Raw genomic sequence first — 24,552 nt, 5'->3', positions numbered from 1 at the left:
GCAGCTCCACGCAAGTTATCGGGTGTCGTCGCTGCCGCCTGGCCTATCTGTGCCGGGGGTCGGCGGCCGGCATGCGCGCCGCAACCTGATCGAGTACGACTTCCGGCTCATCCGCTTCGATATCGGTCTCGCCGTCTAGCCGGCTATGCATCCGCTCGACGTCCAGGTCGCCGGTCCACTTTGCCACGACGACCGTGGCGACGCCGTTGCCGATCAGGTTGGTCAAGGCGCGTGCCTCGGACATGAACCGGTCGATGCCGAGAATCAGGGCAAGCCCCGCGACCGGCACATGTCCCACCGCGGAAAGCGTGGCCGCCAGCACGATGAAGCCGCTGCCGGTCACGCCGGCGGCGCCCTTCGAGGTCAGGAGCAGCACCAACAGCAAGGTGATCTGCTGGGTGAGGGTCATGTCGGTATTGGTGGCCTGGGCGATGAAGACCGCCGCCATGGTCAGGTAGATCGAGGTGCCATCCAGATTGAAGGAATAGCCAGTTGGGATCACCAGGCCGACTACCGACTTGCGGGCGCCCAGGTTTTCCAGCTTGGCCATCATCCGGGGCAACACCGATTCCGAGGACGACGTGCCGAGCACGATCAGCAGCTCTTCCTTGATGTACTTGATGAACTTCCAGATCGAGAACCCATGGAATCGCGCGATGGACCCCAGCACGACGAAGATGAAAAGCAGGCAGGTGGCATAGAACGTGGCCATCAGCTGGCCAAGCTGGAGCAGCGAACTCACGCCGTATTTGCCGATGGTGAAAGCCATGGCGCCGAACGCCCCGATCGGCGCGACCTTCATGATGTACCCGACGATGGCAAACAGCACGTGCGAGAATTTTTCGATGAAGTCGAAAACCAGCGTGCCGCGCCCGCCGAATCTGTGCAGCGCAAAGCCGAACATCACGGCAAACAGCAGCACCTGAAGGATTTCTCCCTTGGCGAACGCATCCACCACCGTATTCGGGATGACGTTCATCAGGAACTCCACCGTGCCCTGCATCTTGCCAGGACCGGTGTAGGCGGCGATGCCCTTGGTGTCGAGGGTGGCAGGGTCGACGTTCATGCCTGCCCCGGGCTTGACGATATTGATGATCAACAGGCCGACCAGCAGCGCAATGCTGCTGACCACCTCGAAATAGAGCAGCGCCAGGCCGCCGGTCTTGCCGACCTTCTTCATGTCCTCCATGCCAGCGATGCCCACCACGACCGTGCAGAAGATGATCGGCGCGATGATCATCTTGATCAGCTTGATGAAGCCGTCGCCCAGCGGCTTCATGGCCTCGCCGGTCTGGGGAAAAAAGTGTCCCAGAATGACGCCAAGAATAATGGCGGTAATGACCTGAAAGTAGAGAGACTTGTAGAGCGGCTTTGAATGTTCGGCTTTTTCCATGATCGTCTCCATTGCTGGTTCAGTGTCGGAAGCCGGACATCGACCGCGTCGTCTTGGCCATCTCGCTCGAGCCTCGGGCCGTATTCCGGAAACACGCTAAGGCGAGCTTAGTGCCGCGCAGTTGGGCTTGGGTATGGACCGAAAGACCTAGGTCCGCAACTGGGCCCCGTGACCGAATCCGGCCGGCGAATTCATATAAGTGAAGAAAAAGGCATTCCGAGCGCGATCGGATGATGACCTGCGTCAACTCCAGGGCGGGATGTGGACCAAAGTCCATTGTGGGAAGCCCGTGGACGCCACATATTGAGAGCGCACAGGCCGGTAATCGGCCATCGAGACACTGATATTTGCCGCATTTTTCACGCAGGGAGGTCCAAAGCAATGCTGTCCAAGGTGATAGCGATGTATCGCTACTTCATGTCAGTCGTGCCGTTTCGGCTGACGCCCGCCATCATCGCCACGGCTGTTCTGGTCACGCTGCTGCTGCTCCCGGCGCCGGAAGGTCTGAAACCCGAGGCCTGGCACCTGGTGGCGATCTTCCTGACCACGATTGTCGCCATCATCCTCAAGGTCATGCCAATCGGCGTGATGGCCATGATGGCGATCGTGATCGTGTCGCTCGCGCAGGTCACATCGCCGACGTCGAAGGGCGCCATTGCCGACGCACTGAGCAGTTTCTCGAATCCGCTGATCTGGCTGATCGTCGTGGCGATCCTGATCTCGCGCGGACTGAAGAAGACCGGGCTGGGCAACCGGATCGGCCTGATGTTCATTGCCCTGCTGGGCAAGCGCACGGTTGGCATCGGATACGGACTCACCATCTGCGAACTGGTGCTGGCGCCGTTCACCCCCAGCAATACGGCGCGCGGGGGCGGCATCGTCCATCCGATCATGCGATCGATCGCCGGCGCCTTCGACTCCGACCCGGCCAAGGGGACGCAGGGCAAGGTCGGCACATACCTGGCGCTGGTGAACTACCACGCCAACCCGATTACCTCGGCCATGTTCCTGACGGCCACCGCGCCCAACCCGCTGGTGGTGGACTACGTGGCCAAGGCCAGCGGCCAGGCGCTGCACCTGACCTGGACCACCTGGGCGCTGTGCATGCTGCTGCCAGGCCTGCTCTGCCTGCTTGTCATGCCGCTGATCATCTACCTGCTATCGCCGCCGGAACTAAAGGTCACGCCGAATGCGGTCGACTACGCCCGCGGCGAGCTTGCGCGCATGGGGCCGCTGAGCGGCAAGGAACGCGTCATGATGGGCGTATTCGCGATGATGCTGATCCTGTGGGCCAATCTGCCCGCCATGATCTTCGGGTCCGCCTACACGCTTGACCCGACCGTCGTGGCCTTTCTTGGCCTCTTTGCGCTGATCATCACCGGGACGATCGACTGGGACGATGTGCTGTCCGAAAAGAGCGCCTGGGACACGCTGGTCTGGTTCGGTGCCCTGGTGATGCTGGCCGAGCAACTCAACAAGCTGGGCGTGATCGCCTGGTTTTCGGCCGACATGCGCGACGCCATCTCCGCCAGCGGCATGGAATGGAAGGGGATTGCCGCCGTGCTGGTGCTGGCGTTCGTGTTCTCCCACTACCTGTTCGCCAGTACCACGGCCCATATCAGCGCCATGATGCTGGCATTTCTGACGGTCGGCGCGCATCTGATTCCGCCGGAGTACATCCCCCCGTTCATGCTGATGATGACCGCCGGGTCGGCGATCATGATGACGCTGACCCACTACGCGACCGGCACGTCGCCGATCATCTTTGGCAGCGGCTACGTCACGCTGGGGCAATGGTGGCGGACCGGCGCGGTGATGTGCGTGTTCGAACTGGTGGTCTTCGCCGTGGTCGGGGGCCTTTGGTGGAAGGTGCTGGGCTTCTGGTGAAGCCGGCCGGTCTTCAGGCGGCTTGCGTGGCCGCTGGCGCCGGCGTCAGGTCATCAGCAGGGTTTCGTATTCCTCGCGAAACTGGTGCATGGAGCTTTCCACCACCGTTACCGCACCGTCGATCAGTCCGCAACGGCCGCTGCCCGGCAGGATGCTGCAGAGGTTTTCGAGCGCATCGAGGTCTGCCCGCACCCCACGGCCGGTGTCGATCCGGTTGAGCAGCCGCATCAGCTGAAAGGTGCCGCCCTTGCAAGACGGGCACTGGCCGCACGACCCCTGGGCAAAGAAGCTCACGTACTCGGCAACCTTGCGGACGATGCTGGTGCCTTCCGAGACGACGATCATGGCCCCGGTGCCCAGGCTGGAACGCCGCTGACGCACCGAATCGAAATCGAGCGCGACGTCCAGGTCGCGCTTGGTCAACAGGGTGTTGGAAGGGCCTCCCGTAAAGACCGCCTTGAACTCCTTGCCCTGCAGCATGCCGCCGCCGTGCCCGAACACCAGCGATTCCAGGCTCGTCCCCATCGGCAGTTCGTACAGGCCCGGGCGCAGTACGTCGCCTGACAGGGAATAGAGCTTCGTGCCCACCGCCCTGCCGAGACCGAGATCGCGATACCACTGTGCGCCATGGCGAAGGATGCCCGGCACGTGGGCCAGCGTCTCGGTGTTGTTGACGATGGTCGGCGCGCCATGGACGCCGTGCTCGGCCGGGTAGGGCGGCTTGCGGCGCGGGAATGGAAATCCACCTTCGACGCTGGCAATCACCGCTGTCTCCTCGCCGCCGATGTACAGGCCCGAACTCGGCATGACTTGCAGCGAGACGGCGCCGCCGACCACGGCCGCCAGCCGTTCGAACAGTGGATGGGTCTGCCATTGCTGCACAGCCAGCCGCGTGACCGCAAGCGATTGCAACTGGTGCGGGTTGACGTACAGGACGACGTGGTTGGCCCGCGTGGCCGCCGCCGCGATCAGCGCGCCCTCGATCACCTGGTGTGGCGTGTGCTCCAGCAGGAAGCGATCCTTGAAGGTGCCCGGTTCGTCTTCGTTGCCATTGCAGACGACGTACTTGTCCCCGGCAGGCGCCGCGGCGACCGGTGCCCATTTTCGATGCGTCAGGAACCCGGCACCGCCCATGCCACGCAACTCCGCCCGTTCGATTTCGCCGATGATCGCGGCCGGATCGTCGAGGGCCCTGGCCAGCCCTTCGCCGCCGCCGTGTGCGAGCCACGCGGCCAGATCGGCACCGACCTGGATGTCGTCATTGAGCAGGACCTGGTTCGGGCGTTCCATGGCGTGGCTCATCGCAGGCTCCCCACCGTACGGCCTCGCGCACCGGCACGCAGCCCGGCATCGACACGCAGATCGAAATGCGCGTAGCCCGGAAAAAGCTGGGGCGCCTGGACGTGCAATGGCAGGCCGGCCAGCGTCAGTTCGCGCTGCCATGCGTGCACGTGGCCGATCCCGGCGCGGCTGGGCAGCGCACCGCGCATCGATTCCGCCGCCTTTGCGCCGGCCCGGCGTCCCATGCTCAGGATGTCCAGCAGGGCATTGCCCATCAGCCGGTTGCGTCCGTGGAGGCCGCCGGTGACTTCTCCCACGCCAAACAGGCCCGGCACGTTGGTCGCGCCGTCCTTGTCGATGGCCATGCCGCCGTTCTGATAGTGCAGCGTCGGGTAGACCAGGAAGGGCACCTGGGCCGCGTCGTGCCCGCATTTGTGCGCCAGATGGGTCAGGGTGACCAGGCGTTTGGCGAGGATGCCAGGGTTTTCCAGCTCCAGCGTGGGCGTGTCCAGAAACACGCCCACCTGTCCGTCACGGCTGATACCGCGGCCTTCCGCGCATTCGCGCAGGATGGCCGAGGCCACGACGTCGCGCGGCTTGAGTTCGTCCACGAATCGCTCCCCTTCGCCATTGATCAGCTTCGCCCCGGCCGAGCGCGCGGCCTCCGAGATCAGGCCGCCTGCCAGGTGGGGCGGATAGGCGATGCCCGTGGGGTGGTACTGGAACGAGTCGAGTTCCCGCAGCCGCGCCCCCATGCGATAGGCCAGCACCAGGCCGTCCGCGGTGGCGCCATAGTGGTTGGACGTCGGGAACGCATTCAGATGCAGCCGGCCGGCGCCGCCCGTGGCGAGGATGACCGCACGGGCGCGCACCAGTACGAAGGCCCCCCATTCGAGGTTGTAGATTACGGCCCCGGCGCAGCGCCCGCGCTCGTCGGACAGCAGTTCGACCACCGGGCAGCGATTCCAGACGGCAACACCCGGATCAAGGTCCACCGCCTCGCGCAGCACGCGCATCATTTCCAGGCCGGTGTAGTCGCGATAGGACAGGATGCGCGCCGCGGACGCCCCACCGGGCTTCTTGCGCAGCAGGTTGCCACCGATGGCCCGATCCTCGGTCTGGTCGAACATCATGCCCAGCCGGATCAGCCACCGGATCACGTCGGGTCCGTCCGAGACCATCTGCGCGACCAGTTCGCGGTCTGCGCAGTAGTGGCCGGCGCGCAGGGTGTCCTCGAAATGCATTTGCAGGCTGTCGTCCTCGCCGATGGCTGCCTGGATGCCCCCTTCGGCCATCACGGTGTTGCTGTCGCCAAGGCGCAGCTTGGTGGCAAGGACGACCTGGGCGCCCTGTGCCGCAGCGGTCAGTGCCGCCGCGCAACCTCCGCCGCCGCCGCCAATGACCAGGACGTCGGTCGTGACCAGTTGCGCGCCGGCGATATCGACGTCGTCGATCAGCGCGTTGGCCTGAATGCTGCGCGCCAGGTCAGGCTGGCACGGGTCGCCGCGGTTCGGCCCGACGGACAGGGCGACTCTGGCGTTCGGCCCATGATCGGGGTGATAGGCCTTGAGGAGCGCCTCGACGGACGTCGTGTCGTCGCGCATGGCGGGCGTCACGCCACGCTTGTAGCGTTGGCATGCCTCCTGGTAGGGGATGCTGGCTGGCATGGGTGTCGGCTCTCAACCCTGGTGTGGAGGCTGCGCGCCCGGCGCATCCAGATCGATCGTCATCTCGCCACGCTCGATCTGCTGCAACCGCTGCATCAGGTTCGCCGGCCGCAGCGACAGCGAAGCGATCATGCGCCGCACGAACAGGCCAAGGTGGTTGGGCTGGATCAGTTCCGGGCAGGCCAGCGTGCAGAGGTTGCACATGACACATTCGTCGAAGACCTGCGCCGACGCCGCCAGTTCGCCCGCTACGGCAAGATTGACGCCGCGCTGGACATCTAGCTGCTTGGGGCAGGCACGATCACAGCCGCTGCAGTGCCGGCAGTGGGCCGCCTCCGGAAAGGTCTCGGCAATGGTGCCCAGGATCTGCCAGCTGTCGCCGATATCCTCCATCCGATAAACATGGCGCGATGACGAGGTGAAGTAGTCAAGGAAGGCCACCTGCATGCCGTCCTCGACCATCGTCTCGCAGGCCAACGCCGTCTTGACCTCCGGCTCGCCCTGGCGCCGGACCATGACCCGGCAGGAGCCGCACACCCCCTGGCCCATGCAGCCGACACCTTCCACGAGCGTCTCGCCCGCGTGGACGAACGCCTGCAGGATCGAACAGTCGGCCGGCGCCGCGATTTCCCGTCCATCTATGTTCAGACGTGCCATGCTTCCCGCGCCTCCTGTTTTGCGGTGGTGGCCTGACCCTGCCTGCCTTTCAACAGGCCGTATAAACCATAGCACAGGGAAGGTTATTGCCAAACGGATCGCGTGTTGCCGTCGGCATCGGCAGGTCTGCAGTGGCGACACTTTTTTCCGATTGGAGGGCTATGTCAAAAATTCGCCGGCCATGGTCGCCTGCCGGTCGATGGGTGATTCATGGGGCATAAATAACCCGATTCCGTCGCGCGTCCTACGGGTTCCCCCTGAGGGTTTGAACCCCTCGGCAGGCTCAACATGAACGCCGGAAAAAGCTGCCATGAAAGGCGCGCATGACGGTATTTCCGCGGCCGAAAATTGAAATTGAACGACCGTGCTATTTTGTGTATGCTTGTCCCGCTTTCGAGCCAAATGGCTTGTGGCACAAGGGATTGCGGGCCATCGCGCAGCTGGCCCGGAGTTCCGGCAGGATCAGAGCAAGACTGCATTCGAGAATTCGAATCCCGAGACAACCCATGAGCCCCTAGGAAGACGAAGGGCTCGCAAATACCAAAGGAACGCGTATGACAGCGCAGTATCAGGTACAGGACGGCGTAGCCGTTATCACGCTCGACAATCCCCCGGTCAACGGCCTCGGTCACAGCACCCGCCTGGGCATCGTCGAAGGCTTGACCCGTGCGCTGGACGATGCCGCCGTCAAGGCCGTCGTCATTACCGGCGCTGGCAAGGCGTTCTCGGGCGGCGCCGACATTCGTGAATTCAATACCCCCAAGGCCACGCAGGAGCCGACGCTGCATTCGGTGATCCGTGCGCTGGAAGCTTCGACCAAGCCGGTCGTGGCCGCCATCCACTCCGTCGCCATGGGCGGCGGCCTGGAACTGGCCCTGGGCTGCAACTACCGCGTGGCCGCCAAGGGCGCGCAGATCGCGCTGCCCGAAGTCAAGCTCGGCCTGCTGCCGGGCGCGGGTGGCACGCAGCGCCTGCCGCGCCTGATCGGCCTGGAGCACGCGCTGAACATGATCGTTTCCGGCACGGCCATCCCGTCGGAGAAATTCGCCGGCTCGAAGCTGTTCGATGAACTCGTCGATGGCGACGTGCTGCCTGCCGCCATCAAGTTCGCCCAGAACGTGGCCGCCGCCCCCGGCCCGTACCCGAAGGTGCGCGACCTGAAGGTGCGCCACGAAAACGCCGAAGGCTTCCTGGCTTTTGCCCGGAACACCGTGGCCGCCGTGGCCAAGAACTTCCCGGCGCCGTCGAAGTGCGTGGAGGCCGTGGCCGCTTCGCTCAAGCCGTTCGAAGCCGGCCTGAAGGAAGAGCGCGAAGGCTTCATGTACCTGGTCGGTACGCCGGAATCGCGCGCGCTGCGCCATGCCTTCTTCGGCGAGCGTGCCGCCAGCAAGATCCCCGATGTGCCCAGCGACACCCCGGTCCGCAAGATCGAGCGCGTTGCCGTGATCGGCGCCGGCACCATGGGCGGCGGCATCACGATGAACTTCCTGAATGCCGGCATCCCCGTGACGATGCTGGAGACCAAGCAGGAGGCGCTGGACCGCGGCGTGGGCACGATTCGCAAGAACTACGAGAACAGCGCCAAGAAGGGCAAGCTCACGCAGGAAAAGGTCGAGCAGCGCATGGGCCTGCTGACCACCACGCTGTCCTATGACGACATCAAGGACGCCGACATGGTCATCGAGGCCGTGTTCGAGGAAATGGGCGTCAAGGAGATCGTCTTCAAGAAGCTGGACGAAGTGATGAAGGCCGGGGCGATCCTGGCCTCCAACACGTCCACGCTCGACGTGAACAAGATTGCCTCGTTCACCAAGCGCCCACAGGACGTGGTAGGCATGCACTTCTTCAGCCCGGCCAACGTCATGAAGCTGCTGGAGGTGGTGCGCGGCGAGAAGACCGGCAAGGACGTGCTGGCCACCGTCATGCAGATCGCCAAGAAGATCAAGAAGACGGCCGTGGTCTCGGGCGTCTGCGACGGCTTCATCGGCAACCGCATGATCGAGCAGTACAGCCGCCAGGCGGGCTACCTGCTGGACGAAGGCGCGCTGCCGGAGCAGGTGGACCGCGCAATTGAAAAGTTCGGCTTCGCCATGGGCCCGTTCCGCATGGGCGACCTGGCCGGCAACGACATCGGATGGGCCATCCGCAAGCGCCGCGCCGTGGACAAGCCGGACATCCAGTATTCGAAGACCGCCGACAAGCTTTGCGAAATGGGCCGCTTCGGCCAGAAGACCGGCGCCGGCTGGTACGACTACAAGGCGGGCGACCGCAAGCCGTACCCGAACGCGCAGGTCAACGAGATGATCGTCGAGCATTCGAAGGAACTCGGTATCACGCGCCGCAAGATTTCCGATGAGGAAATCGTCGAACGCCTGGTGTTCGCACTGGTGAACGAAGGCGCGAAGATCCTGGAAGAGGGTATCGCGTCGAAGGCGTCGGACATCGACATGGTCTACCTGACCGGCTACGGCTTCCCGCTGTTCCGCGGCGGGCCGATGCTCTACGCCGACCAGGTTGGCCTGTTCAACGTGGCCCAGTCGATGAAGCGTTACGCCAAGGGGTACCACGGCGAAGCCTGGAAGGTGGCCCCGCTGCTGCAGAAGCTGGCCGACGAGGGCAAGGGCTTCAACGGCTGAGACACGACGGCCTGAATCGACAGGAACAGGGAACAGGGGACACGGAACCATGGCCTACGGCGCGCAGGACTGCCTGCTGGTGATCGACGTGCAGAACGACTTCATGCCCGGTGGCGCGCTGGCCGTGCCGCAGGGCGATGAAGTCGTGGCCGTGATCAACCGGCTGGCGCCGGCATTCGAGCATGTGGTGCTGACGCAGGACTGGCATCCGGCCGGGCATGCGTCGTTTGCCACCAGCCATGCCGGGCGCGCGCCGTTCCAGACCACCACGCTGCCGTATGGCGAGCAGGTGCTGTGGCCGGACCACTGCGTGCAGGACACCCCGGGCGCCGCGTTGCATGCGGACCTGCGTGTTCCGCATGCGCGGCTGCTGATCCGCAAGGGTCACCATGCCGGCGTGGACAGCTACAGCGCCTTCCTGGAAGCGGATCGCACGACAAGGACCGGCCTGGGCGGCTACCTGCGCGAGCAGGGCGTCCGGCGCGTGGTCTGCGTCGGACTGGCGACCGACTACTGCGTGGCCTGGAGCGCGCTCGATGCGCGCGCGGCGGGCTTCGAGGCAGCGGTCGTGGAAGATGCCTGCCGGGCGATCGACCTGGACGGATCGCTGGCCCGCGCCTGGCAGGAGCTGGCCGCGGCCGGCGTCCAGCGTACGACGTCAGCGGCGTTGCTGGCCGGCAGTGCGAACCACAACCCCTGGCTTCCCGAGTCCTGACGATTCACGTCGACATACCGAATATTCGTCGCAAGTTGGCTAGAGATAGCCAGAGACACCAAGATACCGAGGAGCAACACATGAACGAGGCAGTCATCGTATCCACCGCCCGTACCGGGCTGGCCAAGAGCTGGAAGGGCGCTTTCAACATGACCCACGGCGCCACCCTGGGCGGCCACGCCGTCCAGCACGCTATTGCGCGGGCCAAGATCGAGGCCGGTGAAGTGGAAGACGTGCTGATGGGTTGTGCCAACCCCGAAGGCGCCACCGGCGCCAACATCGCGCGCCAGATCGCCCTGCGCGCCGGCTGCCCGGTGACCGTGCCCGGCGCCACCGTGAACCGCTTCTGCTCGTCGGGCCTGCAGACCATCGCCATGGCCGCGCAGCGCGTGATCGCCGACGAAGGCGATATCTTCGTGGCCGGCGGCGTGGAATCGATCTCGTGCGTGCAGCAGGAGATGAACCGCCACATGATCCAGGAAAGCTGGCTGAACAAGAACAAGCCGGAAATCTACTGGAGCATGCTGCAGACCGCCGAGAACGTGGCCAAACGCTACAACATCTCGAAGGAGCGCCAGGACGAGTATGGCGTGCAGAGCCAGCTGCGTGCCGCTGCTGCCCTGGAAGCCGGCAAGTTCAAGGACGAGATCGTGCCGATGACGGTGCTCGCCGGCGTGGCCGACAAGGCCACGGGTCAGTTGATGACCAAGGAAGTCACCATCGACGCCGACGAAGGCATCCGCGCCGACACCACGCTGGAAGGCGTGTCGAAGATCCGCACGGCCATGCCCGGCGGCGTGATCACGGCCGGCAACGCGTCGCAGTTCTCGGACGGCGCTTCGGCAGCCGTGGTGATGAACGCCCGCGTGGCGGCCGCCAAGGGCCTGCAGCCGCTGGGCGTGTTCCGCGGCTTTGCCGTGGCCGGCTGCGAGCCCGATGAAATGGGTATCGGTCCGGTGTTCGCGGTGCCCAAGCTGCTGAAGAAGACGGGCCTGAAGGTCGAGGACATCGGCCTGTGGGAACTGAACGAGGCGTTCGCGGTGCAGGTGCTGTACTGCGCCGACAAGCTCGGCATCCCGATGGATCGCCTGAACGTCAACGGCGGTGCCATCGCCGTGGGCCATCCGTACGGTGTGTCCGGCGCCCGCCTGGTAGGCCATGCGCTGATCGAGGGCAAGCGCCGCGGCGTCAAGTACGTCGTGGTGACGATGTGCATCGGCGGTGGCCAGGGTGCCGCCGGCCTGTTCGAGGTGCTGTAAGGCTTCTCGGCTGCATGTTGTCTCCCCTCTCCCAGGTAATGGGAGAGGGGCGGGGAAGAGGGCGGGTGTATCACTCTGCGATATCGCGACTTGAAACGCGATGCCCTCTTCCCCAGCCTCTCTCCCGCATGCGGTAGAGGGGCGCTTTTCCTCCCCTTATTTCAGCCCGGAGCCTCGCTTTCCATGTCGCTGATTCTCTCCCGTCGTGATCTCAATTTCGTCCTGTACGAATGGCTCGATGCCGAGTCACTGACCCAGATTCCCCGTTTTGCAGACCATTCGCGCGAAACCTTCGACGCCGCGCTCGATACCTGCGAGAAGATCGCCACGGACCTGTTTGCGCCGCATAACAAGAAGAGCGACGCGCAGGAACCGCACTTCGACGGCGAGACCGTCACGATCATCCCCGAAGTCAAGACCGCCCTGAAGGCGTTCTGCGAAGCCGGCCTGATGGCCGCCGGGCAGGACTACGAGTACGGCGGCATGCAATTGCCGGTCACGCTGGAGAAGGCCGCGTTCGCATATTTCAAGGCAGCTAACGTTGGCACCAGTTCGTACCCGTTCCTGACCATCGGCAATGCCAATCTGCTGCTGACTCATGGCACGCCGGCGCAGATTGACACCTTCGTGCGGCCGGAGCTCGAAGGGCGCTTTTTCGGCACGATGTGCCTGTCAGAGCCCCAGGCCGGGTCGTCGCTGTCGGACGTCACCACGCGTGCCGAGTACGAAGGCGAATCGCCGCTGGGTCAGCAATACCGGCTGCGCGGCAACAAGATGTGGATCTCGGCCGGCGAGCATGAGCTGTCCGACAACATCGTGCACCTGGTGCTGGCCAAGATCCCGGGCCCGGATGGCAAGCTGATTCCGGGCGTGAAAGGTATTTCGCTGTTTATCGTCCCGAAGTACCTGGTCAACGCGGATGGCTCGCTGGGCGAGCACAACGACGTCGTGCTGGCCGGCCTGAACCACAAGATGGGATACCGGGGCACCACCAACTGCCTGCTCAACTTCGGCGAGGGGATGAAGTACAAGCCGGGCGGCAAGGCGGGCGCCATCGGGTACCTGGTGGGCGAGCCGCACAAGGGCCTGGCCTGCATGTTCCACATGATGAACGAGGCGCGGATCGGCGTGGGCCTGGGCGCGGTGGCGCTGGGCTATACCGGCTACCTGCACGCGCTCGACTACGCCCGCAACCGTCCGCAAGGCCGGCCGGTCGGGCCGCAGGGCAAGGACCCGGCCAGCCCGCAGGTCAAGCTGGTCGAACACGCCGACGTGCGCCGCATGCTGCTGGCGCAGAAGAGCTATGTCGAAGGCGGCCTGGCGCTGAACCTGTACTGCGCACGGCTGGTGGACGACGAGCACGCCGCAAAGGCGGCCGGCGAGGCGGCAAGGCAGCGCGAGCTGTCGCTGCTGCTCGATATCCTGACGCCGATCGCCAAGAGCTGGCCGTCGCAGTGGTGCCTGGAAGCCAACAGCCTGGCCATCCAGGTGCATGGCGGCTACGGCTATACGCGCGAATACAACGTCGAGCAGTTCTATCGTGACAACCGCCTGAACCCGATCCATGAAGGCACGCACGGCATCCAGGGCCTGGATCTGCTGGGCCGCAAGGTGGTCATGCAGGACGGGGCGGCCTTCCAGTTCCTGGGCCAGCGCGTACAGGCAACCTGCCAGCGCGCCGCAGCCAGCGGCGACAAGGTGCTGGGCGAACAGGCGCATGCGCTGGGCGCGGCGGCCGCGCGGCTGGCCGAGGTCACGCAGACGCTGTGGTCGGCCGGCGATCCGAACGTGACGCTGGCCAACGCATCGGTCTACCTGGAAGCGTTCGGCCACGTCGTGGTGGCGTGGATCTGGCTGGAGCAGGCGCTGGTGGCGCAGGCGGCGCTGGCCGGCGCGAACGGCGAGGATGCCGATTTTTATCGCGGCAAGCTCGCGGCGGCGGCGTACTTCTTCCGGTTCGAGCTGCCGAAGGTGTATCCGCAGCTCGACCTGCTGGCGTCGCTGGATCGCACCACGCTGGACATGCAGGACGCCTGGTTCTAGATCGCAAGCAACCATGCACCATAAAGAAACGGAGACAACATGAGAACCATCCAGCAACTGTTCGACCTGAAGGGGCGCACCGCACTGATCACGGGCGGCTCGCGCGGGCTGGGCCTGCAGATTGCCGAGGCGCTGGGCGAGCAAGGCGCGCGTCTGGTGCTGTCGGCGCGCAAGGCCGACGAACTGCAGTCGGCGCAGGCCCACCTGAAGGCGCGCGGCATCGAGGCCGACTGGATCGCGGCCGATGGCTCGCGCGACGACGAAATCGCACGCCTTGCGGACGAGGCGCTGGCCAGGCTGGGCCACGTCGACATTCTCGTCAACAACGCGGGGGCCACCTGGGGCGCCCCGGCCGAGGATCACCCGATCGAGGCCTGGGACAAGGTGATGAACCTGAACATCCGCGGTCTGTTTCTGCTGTCGCAGAAGATCGGCAAGCTGTCGATGATCCCGCGCCGCCATGGCCGCATCATCAATGTGGCGTCGATTGCCGGCCTGGGCGGCAACCCGCCGGGCTCGATGGAGACCATTGCCTACAACACGTCGAAGGGCGCGGTGATCAATTTCACGCGCACGCTGGCTGGCGAATGGGGCGAGCACAACATCACGGTCAACGCGCTGGCCCCGGGCTTCTTCCCGTCGAAGATGACCAAGGGGTCGCTGGACCGCCTGGGCGTGGACAAGATGTGCGAAGGCGTGCCGCTGCACCGGCTGGGCGACGACGAAGACCTGAAGGGCGCCGCGCTGCTGTTTGCGTCGGACGCCGGCAAGCACATCACGGGGCAGATCCTGGCGGTCGATGGCGGGGTCAGCGCGGTATAAGTGCCGTGTAAGTGCCGCGCCCGCTCTCCCAACCCCTCTCCGGGACACGGGAGCGGGACGCGAAGCCGGCGCATAATTCAGGCCGAAGATTTTTTCAATTGCCCCAAACATGACCCAGCGCCAACTCAATATCCCGTTCCTTGCCGATCTCGGCGTGCTGTGCAACACCATGGAAGGCGGCCGCAGCGAGATCGAGCTGGATCTGCAGACGCGCCACCAGAACAGCTGGGACATGGCGCACGGCGGCGTGATCATGACCCTGCTCGACGTGGCGATGGCCATCGCCGGCCGCTCGTCTGACGCCGAAGGGCGGGGCGTGGTGACTATCGAGATGAAGACCAGCTTCATGGCGCCTGGGCGGGGCAAGCTGACCGCGCGCGGGCAGACCGTGCATCGTACGTCGACGATGGTGTTCTGCGAAGGCGAGATCGTCGACGCCGACGGCAAGATCGTGTCGAAGGCCTCCGGCACGTTCAAGTACATCAAGCGCATGCCGCCCAAGCGGGAAACCGGGGCGGCGGATTCAGGTGCCGACGGCTGATCCCGTCGCGCCAGCAGTACTTCCATCCCAATAAACCGCGCAACACCGCGCAAGCCACGCGCAAACCGAGCGAAGGAATCCACACATGTCGAAGCAAACCTACAAGCGCATCGTTCTGGCCTCGCGTCCGGCCGCAGCCGTCACGCCCGAGAATTTCCGCCTGGAAGAGGTGGCCGTGCCGGAGCTGGCCGACGGCCAGGTCATGGTGCGCAATCATTTCCTGTCGCTCGACCCGTACATGCGCGGGCGCATGAGCGACGGCAAGTCGTACGCCGATCCGCAGCCGCTGGACGAAGTGATGATCGGCGGCACCGTCGGCGAGGTCATCGCCAGCAAGAACCCCAAGTGGAATGTCGGCGACCAGGTCGTGGGCATGTTTGGCTGGCAGGAAATCGGCGTGACCGACGGGGGCGGCATGCAGAAGGTGGACACCACGCATATCCCGCTGTCGGCCTACCTGGGCTCGGTCGGCATGCCCGGCGTGACCGCCTGGTATGGCCTGAACAAGATCATCGCCCCCAAGGCCGGCGAGACCATCGTCGTCAGTGCGGCCTCGGGCGCCGTGGGCAGCGTGGTTGGCCAGCTGGCCAAGCTGGCCGGCTGCCATGTGGTGGGCGTGGCCGGCGGCAAGGACAAGTGCGACTACGTGACCCGTGAACTAGGCTTCGACGCCTGCGTGGACTACAAGGCGGCCAAGGACGCCAAGGAGTTGTACGCGATGGTCAAGGCCGTGACGCCCAAGGGTGTCGATGGCTACTTCGAGAACGTCGGCGGCGACATCCTCGACGTGGTGCTGGCCCGCCTGAACCCGTTCGCGCGCATCGCCGTGTGCGGCCTGATCGCCGGCTACGACGGCCAGGACATGCCGATCCGCAACCCGCGCGCCATCCTGGTGTCGCGCTGCAAGATCGAGGGCTTTATCGTGTCCGAGCACATGGACGTCTGGCCGCAGGCGCTCAAGGAACTGGGCGGTTTTGTGGCGCAGGGCAAGATCAAGTTCCGCGAGAGCATCGCCGAAGGGCTGGCCAGCGCGCCGGAAGCCTTTATCGGCCTGCTCAAGGGCAAGAACTTCGGCAAGCAGCTCGTGAAGATGGTCTGAGCGGCACCCACCCCACAAAAAAGGAGACAGCCATGAACGCCCCGCAAACCGCCAATGCCAAAGATGACATGGCCGCTGGCCTGTCCGAGGAGGTCAAGGCCCGCTACCGCAACCTGCCGCGCCCGCCGAAGTTCGACACGCCGGCCCAGGAACGGCTGCACCGCAAGCAGCGGCTGGCGGCGGCGTTCCGGCTGTTCTCCAAATTCGGGTTTGACGAAGGCGTGGCCGGCCATATCACCGCGCGCGACCCCGAGTTCACCGACACGTTCTGGGTCAACCCGTTTGGCGTGCATTTCAGCCACGTCAAGGTGTCGAACCTGATCCGCTGCGACCACCACGGCAACGTGGTGGAGGGCGACTATCCAGTGAACGCAGCGGCCTTTGCCATTCACTCGCGCGTGCACCAGACGCGTGAAGACGCCGTGGCCGCGGCCCATTCGCACAGCACGTACGGTCGGGCGTGGTCCACGCTGGGGCGCAAGCTTGATCCGCTGACCCAGGACGTCTGCGCGTTCTACAACGACCACGCGTTGTACGACGACTTCGGGGGCGTGGTGGTCGAACTGGACGAAGGCCAGCGTATCGCCAACGCGCTGGGTCCGAACAAGGCGGCCATCCTGCAGAACCATGGCCTGCTGACGGTGGGCAAGACCGTGGACGAGGCCGCCTGGTGGTTCATCACGATGGAACGGTCTTGCCAGGTACAGATCCTGGCCGAATCGGCGGCCGCCCGGACGGGCCAGGCACCGAAGGTGATCAGCGATGCGGCGGCCAGCCAGGCCTACGCGATCGTCGGTACGGCGCAGGCCGGCTGGTTCCAGTTCCAGCCGTTATACGCACGTATCGTTAAAGAACAGCCGGATCTGCTCGATTAAGCAGGAGTCGATCTCCGCGATCTCTCTCCTCCTGAAAGGCCAAGATGCCCGACATCATCCTTCATCAATACGCAACATCGCCGTTTTCCGAGAAAGTCCGTCTCGTGCTGGGCGCCAAGGGCTTGTCCTGGTGCGCGGTGGAAATCCCGCCGATCATGCCCAAGCCCGATGTCACGGCGCTGACCGGCGGCTACCGCCGCACGCCGGTCATGCAGATCGGCGCCGATATCTATTGCGATACGGCATTGATCTGCGCGGTGCTGGACCGCATGGCGCCCAATCCGCCGCTGTATCCGGTGGCGCAGGCCGCGCCGTCGCGCATCATGGCGGCCTGGATCGACAGCGCGTTGTTTACGGCCACCGTGACCTACGCGATGCAGCCGGCCGGCGTGCAGGCGATGCTGTCGCACCTGTCGCCTGGGCAGATCCAGGCCTTCATGGCCGACCGCAAGGCCATGCGCGGCGACTCCAACGCGCTGCGCATGCCGTTGCCGGAGGCGGCGGCAATGCTGCACGAGACCTTCGCGCAGTTGCAGGAGCAGTTGTCCACCGGCCTGCAGCATGTGGCCGGGCCGGAGCTGTCGATTGCCGATTTCTCGCTGTTTCACTGCATCTGGTTTATCCGGCGGGCCCCGGCGCTGGCGGCATTGCTCGACGGCTATCCGCTGGTCAAGACGTGGTTCGCGCGCATGCAGGCGTATGGCCACGGCAAGCTGCGCGTGATTCCTGCCGAATCCGCCATTGCCGATGCCTATGATCACGACCCGCTGCCGCACGACACGACCATCCTGCCCGGCGCCGGCTTTGCGGCCGGTGACGCGGTCACGGTCACGCCCACCGACTACGCGAAGGACCCGGTGGCCGGTGTACTGCTGACGCTGACCGAGCACGTGGTCACGATTCGCCGGCAGGACCCGCGCGCAGGCGCGGTCAACGTGCATTTCCCGCGTCAGGGCTATCACGTGCAGGCGGCGGGCTAAGGCACGCAGTGGTGCAGTGTTTCCCCCTCACCCCCTTTGCGGGAGAGGGGAGCAAAGACCATCAACACAAGACATATCCGAACATATCCGGACATATCCGAGAACGGAGGAGACACCCATGAAGCAGTTCGAAGGCAAGGTCGCCGTCATTACCGGCGGCGCATCGGGATTCGGCAAGGAGTTCGCGCGGATTGGCGCCCAGTCGGGCATGAAGCTTGTGCTGGCCGATGTCCAGGAAGACGCGCTCGACGCCGCGGTGGCCGAATTCAAGGCGCAGGGCGCCCAGGTGATCGGGCTGCGCACGGATGTCTCGAAAGGCGAAGAGGTTCAGGCGCTGGCCGATGCGGCCCTGACGGCCTTCGGCGAGGTCAACCTCGTTTTCAACAACGCCGGCGTCGGTGCGGGCGGCCTGCTGTGGGAAAACTCCGAGAAGGACTGGGAGTGGGTGCTCGGCGTCAACCTGTACGGGGTGATCCACGGCGTGCGCATCTTCACGCCGCTGATGCTGGAGGCCGCCAAGAAGGACCCCGGCTTCCAGGGCCACATCGTCAATACGGCGTCGATGGCCGGGCTGCTGAACCCGCCGGCGATGGGCGTCTACAACGTGTCCAAGCATGCGGTGGTGTCGCTGACCGAAACGCTCTACCAGGACCTGAGCCTGGTCACCGAACAGGTGCGCTGCTCGGTTCTGTGCCCATACTTCGTGCCGACCGGCATCAGCCAGTCGCAGCGCAACCGGCCTGCCGGCCTGGCCAACGACGCGCCGCCGACGCGCTCGCAGATGGTGTCGCAGGCGCTGTCGGACAAGGCAGTCAATTCGGGCAAGGTCACCGCGGCGGACGTCGCGCAGATGACGTTCGATGCCATCCGCGACGAAAGCTTCTATATTTATTCCCACCCGCAGGCCCTGGCCACGGTGCGCAACCGCATGGAGGACATCGTCAACCAGCGTAATCCTGGCGATCCGTTCGGCGACAAGCCCGAAGTCCGCGCCGGCCTGGTTGCCGCGCTGCGCGGCTGACCTGGCCACTTTCTTGCATCGTCGATCGGGAGACCTGTGATGGCAGACATAGCCAGGGAGACAACGATGACCGCACCCGCCGTGATCCATCATTTGCAGTTCGCCAACCTGCCCAACGGCACGCGGCTGCATTACGGCAGTGCGGGCGAGCAGGGCAAGCCGCTGATCCTGTTCGTGCATGGCTTCCCCGAGTTCTGGTACGCGTGGGAGCGGCAACTGGCGGAATTCGGCCAGACCCACTTCGCGGTGGCGCCAGACCTGCGCGGCTTCAACCTGTCGAGCAAACCGGCGTCGGCCGACGCCTACAAGCCGAAGCTGCTGGTCGAAGACCTGGTGCAGTTCATCCGGGTGCTGGGCTACGAGCGATGCACGATCGTGGCGCACGACTGGGGCGGGGCGGTCTGCTGGAATCTGGTGGCGCAGTTTCCGGAGCTGGTCGAACGCTTTGTCATCATCAACTCGCCTCATCCGTACCTGTTCGCCCGGGCGCTGTCGGCCGATCCGGCGCAGCAGCAGGCGTCGGCTTACATGAACTGGCTGCGCAAGCCCGGTTCGGAGCAGGCGCTGGCGGCCAACGACTTTGCCTTGCTGGAAAAGATGCTGACGGGCGAGGCGGGCGCCGTGCCGGCCTGGTTCACGGGCGAGACCCGCGCGAAGTATCACGCGGCATGGTCGGCGCCCGGCGACGACGATTCGCACCCGCTGACCGGCGGCGTCAACTACTACCGGGCCACGCCGATGCACCCGCCGGCGCCGGGCGAGACCGCGCCGGATATCTCGCGGCTGGACCCCGCGATGTTCGTGATCCGGGTGCCGACCCTGGTGATCTGGGGCGAAAACGACCGCGCGCTGCCAAAGTCGCTGGTGGACGGGCTCGAAAATTTCGTGCCGGACCTGCGCCTGGAGCGTATTCCCGAAGGCACGCACTGGGTCATCCACGAGCAGCCCGAGCGGATCAATCTGCTGATCCGCAGCGCGCTGCCGTAGTGGCACGTGGGAAGGAAGGCCGCGCACTGGCGGCTCGAACCGTAGCCGCCAGCGCGCTGCCGCCTATTTGAGCCGCTCGCGATACAGCTTGTAGTTCTCGTCGTCGAAGCAGACAAAGGTCACCTGCTCGATCGACGGGGCGCGGCCCAGCGCGTCGCGTACCGCCGCGATGGCGATATCGACGGCGCGCTCGCGCGGGAAGCCGTAGATGCCCGTGCTGATGTTCGGAAAAGCCACCGTGCGCAGATTATGTTCGCCCGCCAGCCGGATGCTGTTGCGATAGGCGCTGGCCAGCAGGGCATCTTCATTCTCGCTGCCGCCTTTCCACACAGGCCCCACGGCGTGGATGACATAGGGGGCCGGCAGCAGCCCGCCCGTCGTGATCACCGCCTCGCCAGTCGGACACCCGCCCTGGGCATCGCGAATCGCCCGGCAAGCGGCCCCGATGGCCGGCCCGCCCGCGCCGTGAATGGCGCCGTCCACGCCGCCTCCGCCCAGCAGCCCGCTATTGGCCGCGTTGACGATGGCATCGACCTCCATCCTCGTGATATCCCCATGCACAACCTGCAAGTGTTCGCCTGTCATGGTGTCTCCTGTTTAGTCGGGGTGCCGTGCTGGCGTTGCACGCCCCTACAAGCATAGGCGCGGAACGTGCGCCCGGCAGCATCGCAAGCATGGCCGGTGATCGCGCAAAAGGTGCTTCAGGCGTTGTCTTGAGGGTTATTTCGTAATGCTGCAGGCCGGAAAGGCTGGCATGATACGGAAATCGAACGACCGTTCACAATTCGAATTGTTGTTGAGCCTGTGATCCCGGTGTGCCCCCGGTCGGTATCGGTCTAACATGGCCGATTATCCGATTTCGACTGTTCCTATGTCCGCTCAGCCTTCTCCGTCCGTTCCCGGCTTGCCTGCCCAGCCGCTCGACCCCCAGGTCGCGCAGCTGCTGGAACTGATTGCGCGGGCCAAGCGTCCGGCGATCCATACGATGGACCCGGCGGACGCCAAGATCGGCTACGAAAAGAGCGCGCCGATTCTGGACTTGTCGCCGGCCGCGGTACACAGCGTCGAGGATTTCGCGGTCACGGCCCGGGATGGGTACGCCATTCCGGTGCGGCTCTATGCGCCGCGCGAAGCCAGCTGGGCCGACCCGCTGCCGCTGCTGGTCTACTTCCACGGCGGCGGGTTCACGGTCGGCAGCATTCATTCGCATGACTCGCTGTGCCGCGTGTTCTGCAATGGTGCCGATTGCCTGGTGCTGTCCGTGGATTACCGGCTCGGCCCGGCGTGGAAATTTCCGACCGCCGCCAACGACGCGTTCGACGTGCTGCATTGGGTGTTCGACGAAGCGGCCCGCCTCGGCGCCGACCCCGCCCGGATCGCCATCGGCGGCGACAGCGCGGGCGGTACGCTGGCGGCGGCCTGTGCCGTCGAGGCGCGCGATACCGGCCTGAAGCCGGTGCTGCAGATGCTGATCTATCCCGGCACCAGCGCGCGCCAGGACACCCCATCGCACCACGCGCTGGCCGATGGCTACCTGCTGACGGCCGACATGATCCAGTGGTTCTTTGGCCAGTATCTGGACCAGGATGCCAGCCGCGACGACTGGCGCTTTGCGCCGCTCGACGGTGGCGGGCACGGGGCCGACGTCCGGGGCGTATGCCCGGCGTGGATCGCCGTGGCCGGCTACGACCCGCTGCACGACGAAGGCGTGGCCTACGCCGCCAAGCTGCAAGGGGCCGGTGTGGCCGCCACGCTGGCCGACTACCCGACGATGATTCACGATTTCTTCAAGATGGGACGCTTTATCCATGCCGTGGCAGGCGCCCATGCCGACGCCATCGCTGCGCTGCGGGAGGCGTTCCAGACATAGTCAATTAACGAATTTTGGCCTGACCCCTGCCCATAACAACCGGGGCGGGCCTGCATCTGTTTCACGGTTTATCGAAGTCGCAACAGTGCATTTTTGCAGCAGAAGGAGACAACACTCATGCAACGCCGCCACTTTATGGCCCAGGTGGGCCTGATCGCCGCTTCGGCCGCAGTTGGACTGGCCGCCATGCCGGCACACGCCCAGGCGGACAAATTCCCGAATCGCCCGATTCGCCTGATCATCGGCTACACGGCCGGCGGTTCCACCGACATCCCGTTCCGCGTGCTGGCGGAAAACGCCTCGAAGATCCTGGGCCAGCCCGTGATCGTCGAGAACAAGCCCGGCGCCGGCGGCGTGCTGCCCGCGCAGATGATGCAGTCCACGGCCCCGGACGGCTACACTCTGGCGCAGGTGGCCATGCCCGTGTACCGCCTGCCGTACACCACCAAGATCAACTGGGACCCGGTCAAGGACCTGAGCTACATCATCAACCTGGCCGGCTATTCGTTTGGCCTGGTGGTGCCGGCCGATTCGCCGATCAAGACGATGCAGGACTACATCGCCTACGCCAAGGCCAATCCGGGCAAGCTGACCTACGGTTCGCCGGGGTCGATGACCACGCTGCACCTGACCATGGAAGACCTGGCCATGCGCCAGGGCGTGCAGTTCTCGCACATCCCGTACAAGGGCAACTCGGAGTCGATGCAGGCGCTGCTGGGCGGCCACGTGATGTCGGTGGCCGATACGCCGGCCTGGGCGCAGTACGTGGAATCGGGCAAGCTGCGCCTGCTGTCCACCTGGGGTGAAAAGCGTTCGGCACGCTTCCCGAACGTGCCGACGCTGAAGGAACTGGGCATGGGCATCGTGCAGACCTCGCCGTTTGGCCTGGTGGCGCCCAAGGGCACCGATCCGGCCATCGTCAAGAAGCTGCATGACGCGTTCAAGCAGGCCATGGAAATGCCGAACTACCGCGAATCGCTGGCCAAGTTCGACATGGAGCCGTACTACATGAGCTCCACCCAGTACGCGGCGTTTGCGGCAGACACGGTCAAGCGCGAGCGCGCGATCATCGAGAAGCTCGGGCTGAACAAGCCGCAATAAGCCTGTCATCGGACGGGGCGTTCCACGGAGCGCCCCGTTTTTCATTGGGAGCCTGTGCCAGATGGCCAAAGAGGATTTCCGCCACAGCATGCCGCTGCGCGTGCGCTGGGCCGAAGTCGATCCGCAGTCGATCGTCTTCAACGCGCACTACCTGACCTACTGCGATATCTGCGTGACCGAATACTGGCGCGCGGTGGGCATCCGCTACCCCGAAGACGTGCTGCACGCGCATGGCGTGGACATCTTCGTGGTCAAGTCCACGCTCGAATACCACGCCTCGGCACGCTTCGACGACATGCTCGATATCCGTGGCCGCATGGCGCGGCTGGGTCGGTCGAGCCTGCTGTTTCGCGTGGAGATGTACCGCGGCGACGAACACCTGATCACCGGGGAGATCGTCTACGTGTGTGCCGATCCGCAGACGCAGAAGTCGGCGCCGATTCCGGCGCAGGTAAGGGAGCAGATCGAGGCGTGGGAGGTAACGAAGCCTGCTGCGTGAAGCGTGGGGAGGGTTTGAGGCGCTCGCCCTCTCCCCCGGCCCCTCTCCCGCAAGGCGGGAGAGGGAGCTCAACAGCGGTTGCCGTGCCCCTTGCTTCTCCCTTCTCCCGCTCTGTGGGAGAGAGGCCAGCGGTTGCCGTGCCCCTTGTTTTCTCCCCTCTCCCGCTCTGCGGGAGAGGGGCGGGGGAGAGGGCCAGCGGCTCAATAGCGATACGGCTAACTCAAAGCGAGATCCCCGCATCCTCCGCATAAGCCCGAATCACATCGTCAAAGCTGGCATCGCTGACAAAGCCCAGTTCCAGCGCGCGGGAAGGGTCCCACGCCGCCGGCCACGTACCAACGATCTTCTCGATGCGCTCTTCGCGCTGCCATGTCACGCGGTCGGCCACCGCATCGCCGGCCACGCGGCGCAGGGCGTCCACCATCTGCGCGGCCGTCACCGACAGTCCCGGCAGGTTCACCACGCGACGGTTGCCAAAGCGCGCGCCGTCCAGTTCGATGCCATTGACCAGCGCCTGGATCGCCCCGCGTGGCGACAGCAGCCACAGCGCGGTGTCCGGGTGTACCGGGCAGTTGGCCGCCACGCCCGACAGCGGTTCGCGGATGATGCCGCTGGCAAACGACGACGCGGCGGCATTGGGCTTGCCGGGGCGCACGCTGATCGTCGGCAGGCGCAGCACGCGGCCATCGACAAAGCCCTTGCGACTGTAGTCGGACAGCAGCAGTTCACCGATGGCCTTCTGCGCGCCGTACGAAGACTGCGGATTCAGCGCGGTATCGTCCTGTACCACGCCCGGCAGCTTGCCGCCATAGACGGCCACCGAACTCGTGAACACCACGCGCGGCACGTGGCCGGCCTGGCGGCACGTTTCCAGCAGTGCCCGCGAGGCGTCCAGGTTCACGCGCATGCCCAGGTCGAAATCGGCCTCGGCCTGGCCGCTGACCACGGCGGCCAGGTGGAAGATCGCGCCGGTATCCCGGTCGATGGCCTGCGCCAGCACGGCCGGGTCGGACAGGTCGCCCGTCACCACGCGCACGCGGGCATCGTCGATCTGGGGCGCCACCACGTCGAGCAGCGTGAGCCTGTCGATCGTGACGGCGCGTCCGTCCAGGTTCAGCGTGCCGCGCTTGAGCAGCAGGCGGGCCAGTTGCAGGCCCAGGAATCCGGCACCGCCGGTAATCAGTACGTTCATGGTTGCAACAATCCTGTGGGTTTTCAG

The 24,552-nt window shown here is 65.2% G+C and carries 21 protein-coding genes; 15 read left to right on the top strand and 6 right to left on the bottom strand.

Features of this window, described 5'->3' with window-relative positions:
• Nucleotides 1-43 precede the first annotated feature (43 nt).
• Nucleotides 44-1,393, bottom strand: coding sequence for a dicarboxylate/amino acid:cation symporter (locus tag D9X30_RS03950; protein WP_153948180.1), 1,350 nt, complete (start codon nucleotides 1,391-1,393; stop codon nucleotides 44-46).
• Nucleotides 1,394-1,774: 381 nt separating this feature from the next.
• Here D9X30_RS03950 and D9X30_RS03945 point away from each other — a divergent pair, with 381 nt between their 5' ends.
• On the top strand, nucleotides 1,775-3,280 hold the full coding sequence (locus tag D9X30_RS03945; protein ID WP_153948181.1) for a DASS family sodium-coupled anion symporter: 1,506 nt from the start codon (nucleotides 1,775-1,777) through the stop codon (nucleotides 3,278-3,280).
• Between the two features lie 45 nt (nucleotides 3,281-3,325).
• Here the strand turns inward: D9X30_RS03945 and D9X30_RS03940 are convergent, their stop codons facing one another.
• Genes D9X30_RS03940 through D9X30_RS03930 form a run of 3 tightly spaced genes read right to left on the bottom strand, consistent with a single transcriptional unit; the run spans nucleotide 3,326 to nucleotide 6,885 of the window.
• The gene (locus tag D9X30_RS03940) at nucleotides 3,326-4,570 is read right to left on the bottom strand and encodes a complex I 51 kDa subunit family protein (protein WP_153948259.1); all 1,245 of its coding nucleotides are present in this window, start codon (nucleotides 4,568-4,570) and stop codon (nucleotides 3,326-3,328) included.
• Between the two features lie 8 nt (nucleotides 4,571-4,578).
• Nucleotides 4,579-6,228, bottom strand: coding sequence for an FAD-binding protein (locus D9X30_RS03935; protein WP_153948182.1), 1,650 nt, complete (start codon nucleotides 6,226-6,228; stop codon nucleotides 4,579-4,581).
• Between the two features lie 12 nt (nucleotides 6,229-6,240).
• The gene (locus D9X30_RS03930) at nucleotides 6,241-6,885 is read right to left on the bottom strand and encodes a 4Fe-4S dicluster domain-containing protein (RefSeq protein ID WP_153948183.1); all 645 of its coding nucleotides are present in this window, start codon (nucleotides 6,883-6,885) and stop codon (nucleotides 6,241-6,243) included.
• Nucleotides 6,886-7,439: 554 nt separating this feature from the next.
• On the opposite strand from D9X30_RS03930, the gene D9X30_RS03925 reads away from it, so the two are divergent.
• The 11 genes from D9X30_RS03925 to D9X30_RS03875 all read left to right on the top strand — a co-directional run bounded on the left by D9X30_RS03925 (nucleotide 7,440) and on the right by D9X30_RS03875 (nucleotide 19,863).
• Nucleotides 7,440-9,521 (top strand): 3-hydroxyacyl-CoA dehydrogenase NAD-binding domain-containing protein, encoded by a 2,082-nt coding sequence (locus D9X30_RS03925; RefSeq protein ID WP_153948184.1) that lies wholly within the window; start codon nucleotides 7,440-7,442, stop codon nucleotides 9,519-9,521.
• 49 nt (nucleotides 9,522-9,570) lie between these two features.
• A complete protein-coding gene (gene pncA, locus D9X30_RS03920; RefSeq protein ID WP_153948185.1) occupies nucleotides 9,571-10,236 on the top strand; it encodes a bifunctional nicotinamidase/pyrazinamidase in 666 nt (221 codons plus the stop codon).
• An 80-nt stretch (nucleotides 10,237-10,316) separates the two neighbouring features.
• Nucleotides 10,317-11,495 carry an acetyl-CoA C-acyltransferase gene (locus tag D9X30_RS03915; RefSeq protein WP_153948186.1) on the top strand — a complete coding sequence of 393 codons (1,179 nt, stop codon included), beginning with the start codon at nucleotides 10,317-10,319 and terminating at the stop codon, nucleotides 11,493-11,495.
• Between the two features lie 183 nt (nucleotides 11,496-11,678).
• The gene (locus tag D9X30_RS03910; RefSeq protein ID WP_153948187.1) at nucleotides 11,679-13,538 is read left to right on the top strand and encodes an acyl-CoA dehydrogenase; all 1,860 of its coding nucleotides are present in this window, start codon (nucleotides 11,679-11,681) and stop codon (nucleotides 13,536-13,538) included.
• A gap of 39 nt (nucleotides 13,539-13,577) precedes the next feature.
• Entirely contained in the window at nucleotides 13,578-14,360 is a 783-nt protein-coding gene (locus D9X30_RS03905) for an SDR family oxidoreductase (RefSeq protein ID WP_153948188.1), read from the top strand.
• 109 nt (nucleotides 14,361-14,469) lie between these two features.
• On the top strand, nucleotides 14,470-14,901 hold the full coding sequence (locus D9X30_RS03900; protein WP_153948189.1) for a PaaI family thioesterase: 432 nt from the start codon (nucleotides 14,470-14,472) through the stop codon (nucleotides 14,899-14,901).
• Nucleotides 14,902-14,986: 85 nt separating this feature from the next.
• Nucleotides 14,987-16,000 carry an NADP-dependent oxidoreductase gene (locus tag D9X30_RS03895; protein ID WP_153948190.1) on the top strand — a complete coding sequence of 338 codons (1,014 nt, stop codon included), beginning with the start codon at nucleotides 14,987-14,989 and terminating at the stop codon, nucleotides 15,998-16,000.
• A gap of 32 nt (nucleotides 16,001-16,032) precedes the next feature.
• A complete protein-coding gene (locus tag D9X30_RS03890) occupies nucleotides 16,033-16,875 on the top strand; it encodes a class II aldolase/adducin family protein (protein WP_153948191.1) in 843 nt (280 codons plus the stop codon).
• 44 nt (nucleotides 16,876-16,919) lie between these two features.
• Complete coding sequence (locus D9X30_RS03885) at nucleotides 16,920-17,855, top strand: glutathione S-transferase family protein (RefSeq protein WP_153948192.1); 936 nt, start codon at nucleotides 16,920-16,922, stop codon at nucleotides 17,853-17,855.
• Nucleotides 17,856-17,973: 118 nt separating this feature from the next.
• Nucleotides 17,974-18,876 (top strand): SDR family oxidoreductase, encoded by a 903-nt coding sequence (locus D9X30_RS03880; protein WP_153948193.1) that lies wholly within the window; start codon nucleotides 17,974-17,976, stop codon nucleotides 18,874-18,876.
• Between the two features lie 66 nt (nucleotides 18,877-18,942).
• The gene (locus tag D9X30_RS03875) at nucleotides 18,943-19,863 is read left to right on the top strand and encodes an alpha/beta fold hydrolase (RefSeq protein WP_153948194.1); all 921 of its coding nucleotides are present in this window, start codon (nucleotides 18,943-18,945) and stop codon (nucleotides 19,861-19,863) included.
• A 63-nt stretch (nucleotides 19,864-19,926) separates the two neighbouring features.
• Here D9X30_RS03875 and D9X30_RS03870 read toward each other — a convergent pair whose 3' ends face one another.
• Complete coding sequence (locus D9X30_RS03870) at nucleotides 19,927-20,448, bottom strand: O-acetyl-ADP-ribose deacetylase (RefSeq protein ID WP_153948195.1); 522 nt, start codon at nucleotides 20,446-20,448, stop codon at nucleotides 19,927-19,929.
• 286 nt (nucleotides 20,449-20,734) lie between these two features.
• Between D9X30_RS03870 and D9X30_RS03865 the strand changes: the two genes are divergently transcribed.
• The 3 genes from D9X30_RS03865 to D9X30_RS03855 all read left to right on the top strand — a co-directional run bounded on the left by D9X30_RS03865 (nucleotide 20,735) and on the right by D9X30_RS03855 (nucleotide 23,333).
• The gene (locus tag D9X30_RS03865; protein WP_228770937.1) at nucleotides 20,735-21,733 is read left to right on the top strand and encodes an alpha/beta hydrolase; all 999 of its coding nucleotides are present in this window, start codon (nucleotides 20,735-20,737) and stop codon (nucleotides 21,731-21,733) included.
• Between the two features lie 117 nt (nucleotides 21,734-21,850).
• Nucleotides 21,851-22,834 (top strand): tripartite tricarboxylate transporter substrate binding protein, encoded by a 984-nt coding sequence (locus D9X30_RS03860; protein WP_153948197.1) that lies wholly within the window; start codon nucleotides 21,851-21,853, stop codon nucleotides 22,832-22,834.
• Between the two features lie 61 nt (nucleotides 22,835-22,895).
• Nucleotides 22,896-23,333, top strand: coding sequence for a YbgC/FadM family acyl-CoA thioesterase (locus tag D9X30_RS03855; RefSeq protein ID WP_153948198.1), 438 nt, complete (start codon nucleotides 22,896-22,898; stop codon nucleotides 23,331-23,333).
• 220 nt (nucleotides 23,334-23,553) lie between these two features.
• Here D9X30_RS03855 and denD read toward each other — a convergent pair whose 3' ends face one another.
• The gene (denD, locus tag D9X30_RS03850) at nucleotides 23,554-24,525 is read right to left on the bottom strand and encodes a D-erythronate dehydrogenase (RefSeq protein WP_153948199.1); all 972 of its coding nucleotides are present in this window, start codon (nucleotides 24,523-24,525) and stop codon (nucleotides 23,554-23,556) included.
• Between the last annotated feature and the right edge of the window lie 27 nt (nucleotides 24,526-24,552).

The organism is Cupriavidus sp. U2, assembly GCF_009663685.2.
GTDB classification, from domain to species: Bacteria; Pseudomonadota; Gammaproteobacteria; order Burkholderiales; family Burkholderiaceae; genus Cupriavidus; species Cupriavidus necator_C.
The sequence above is the reverse complement of the archived record's forward strand: the minus strand, read 5'-3'. Positions and strand labels throughout refer to the sequence as shown.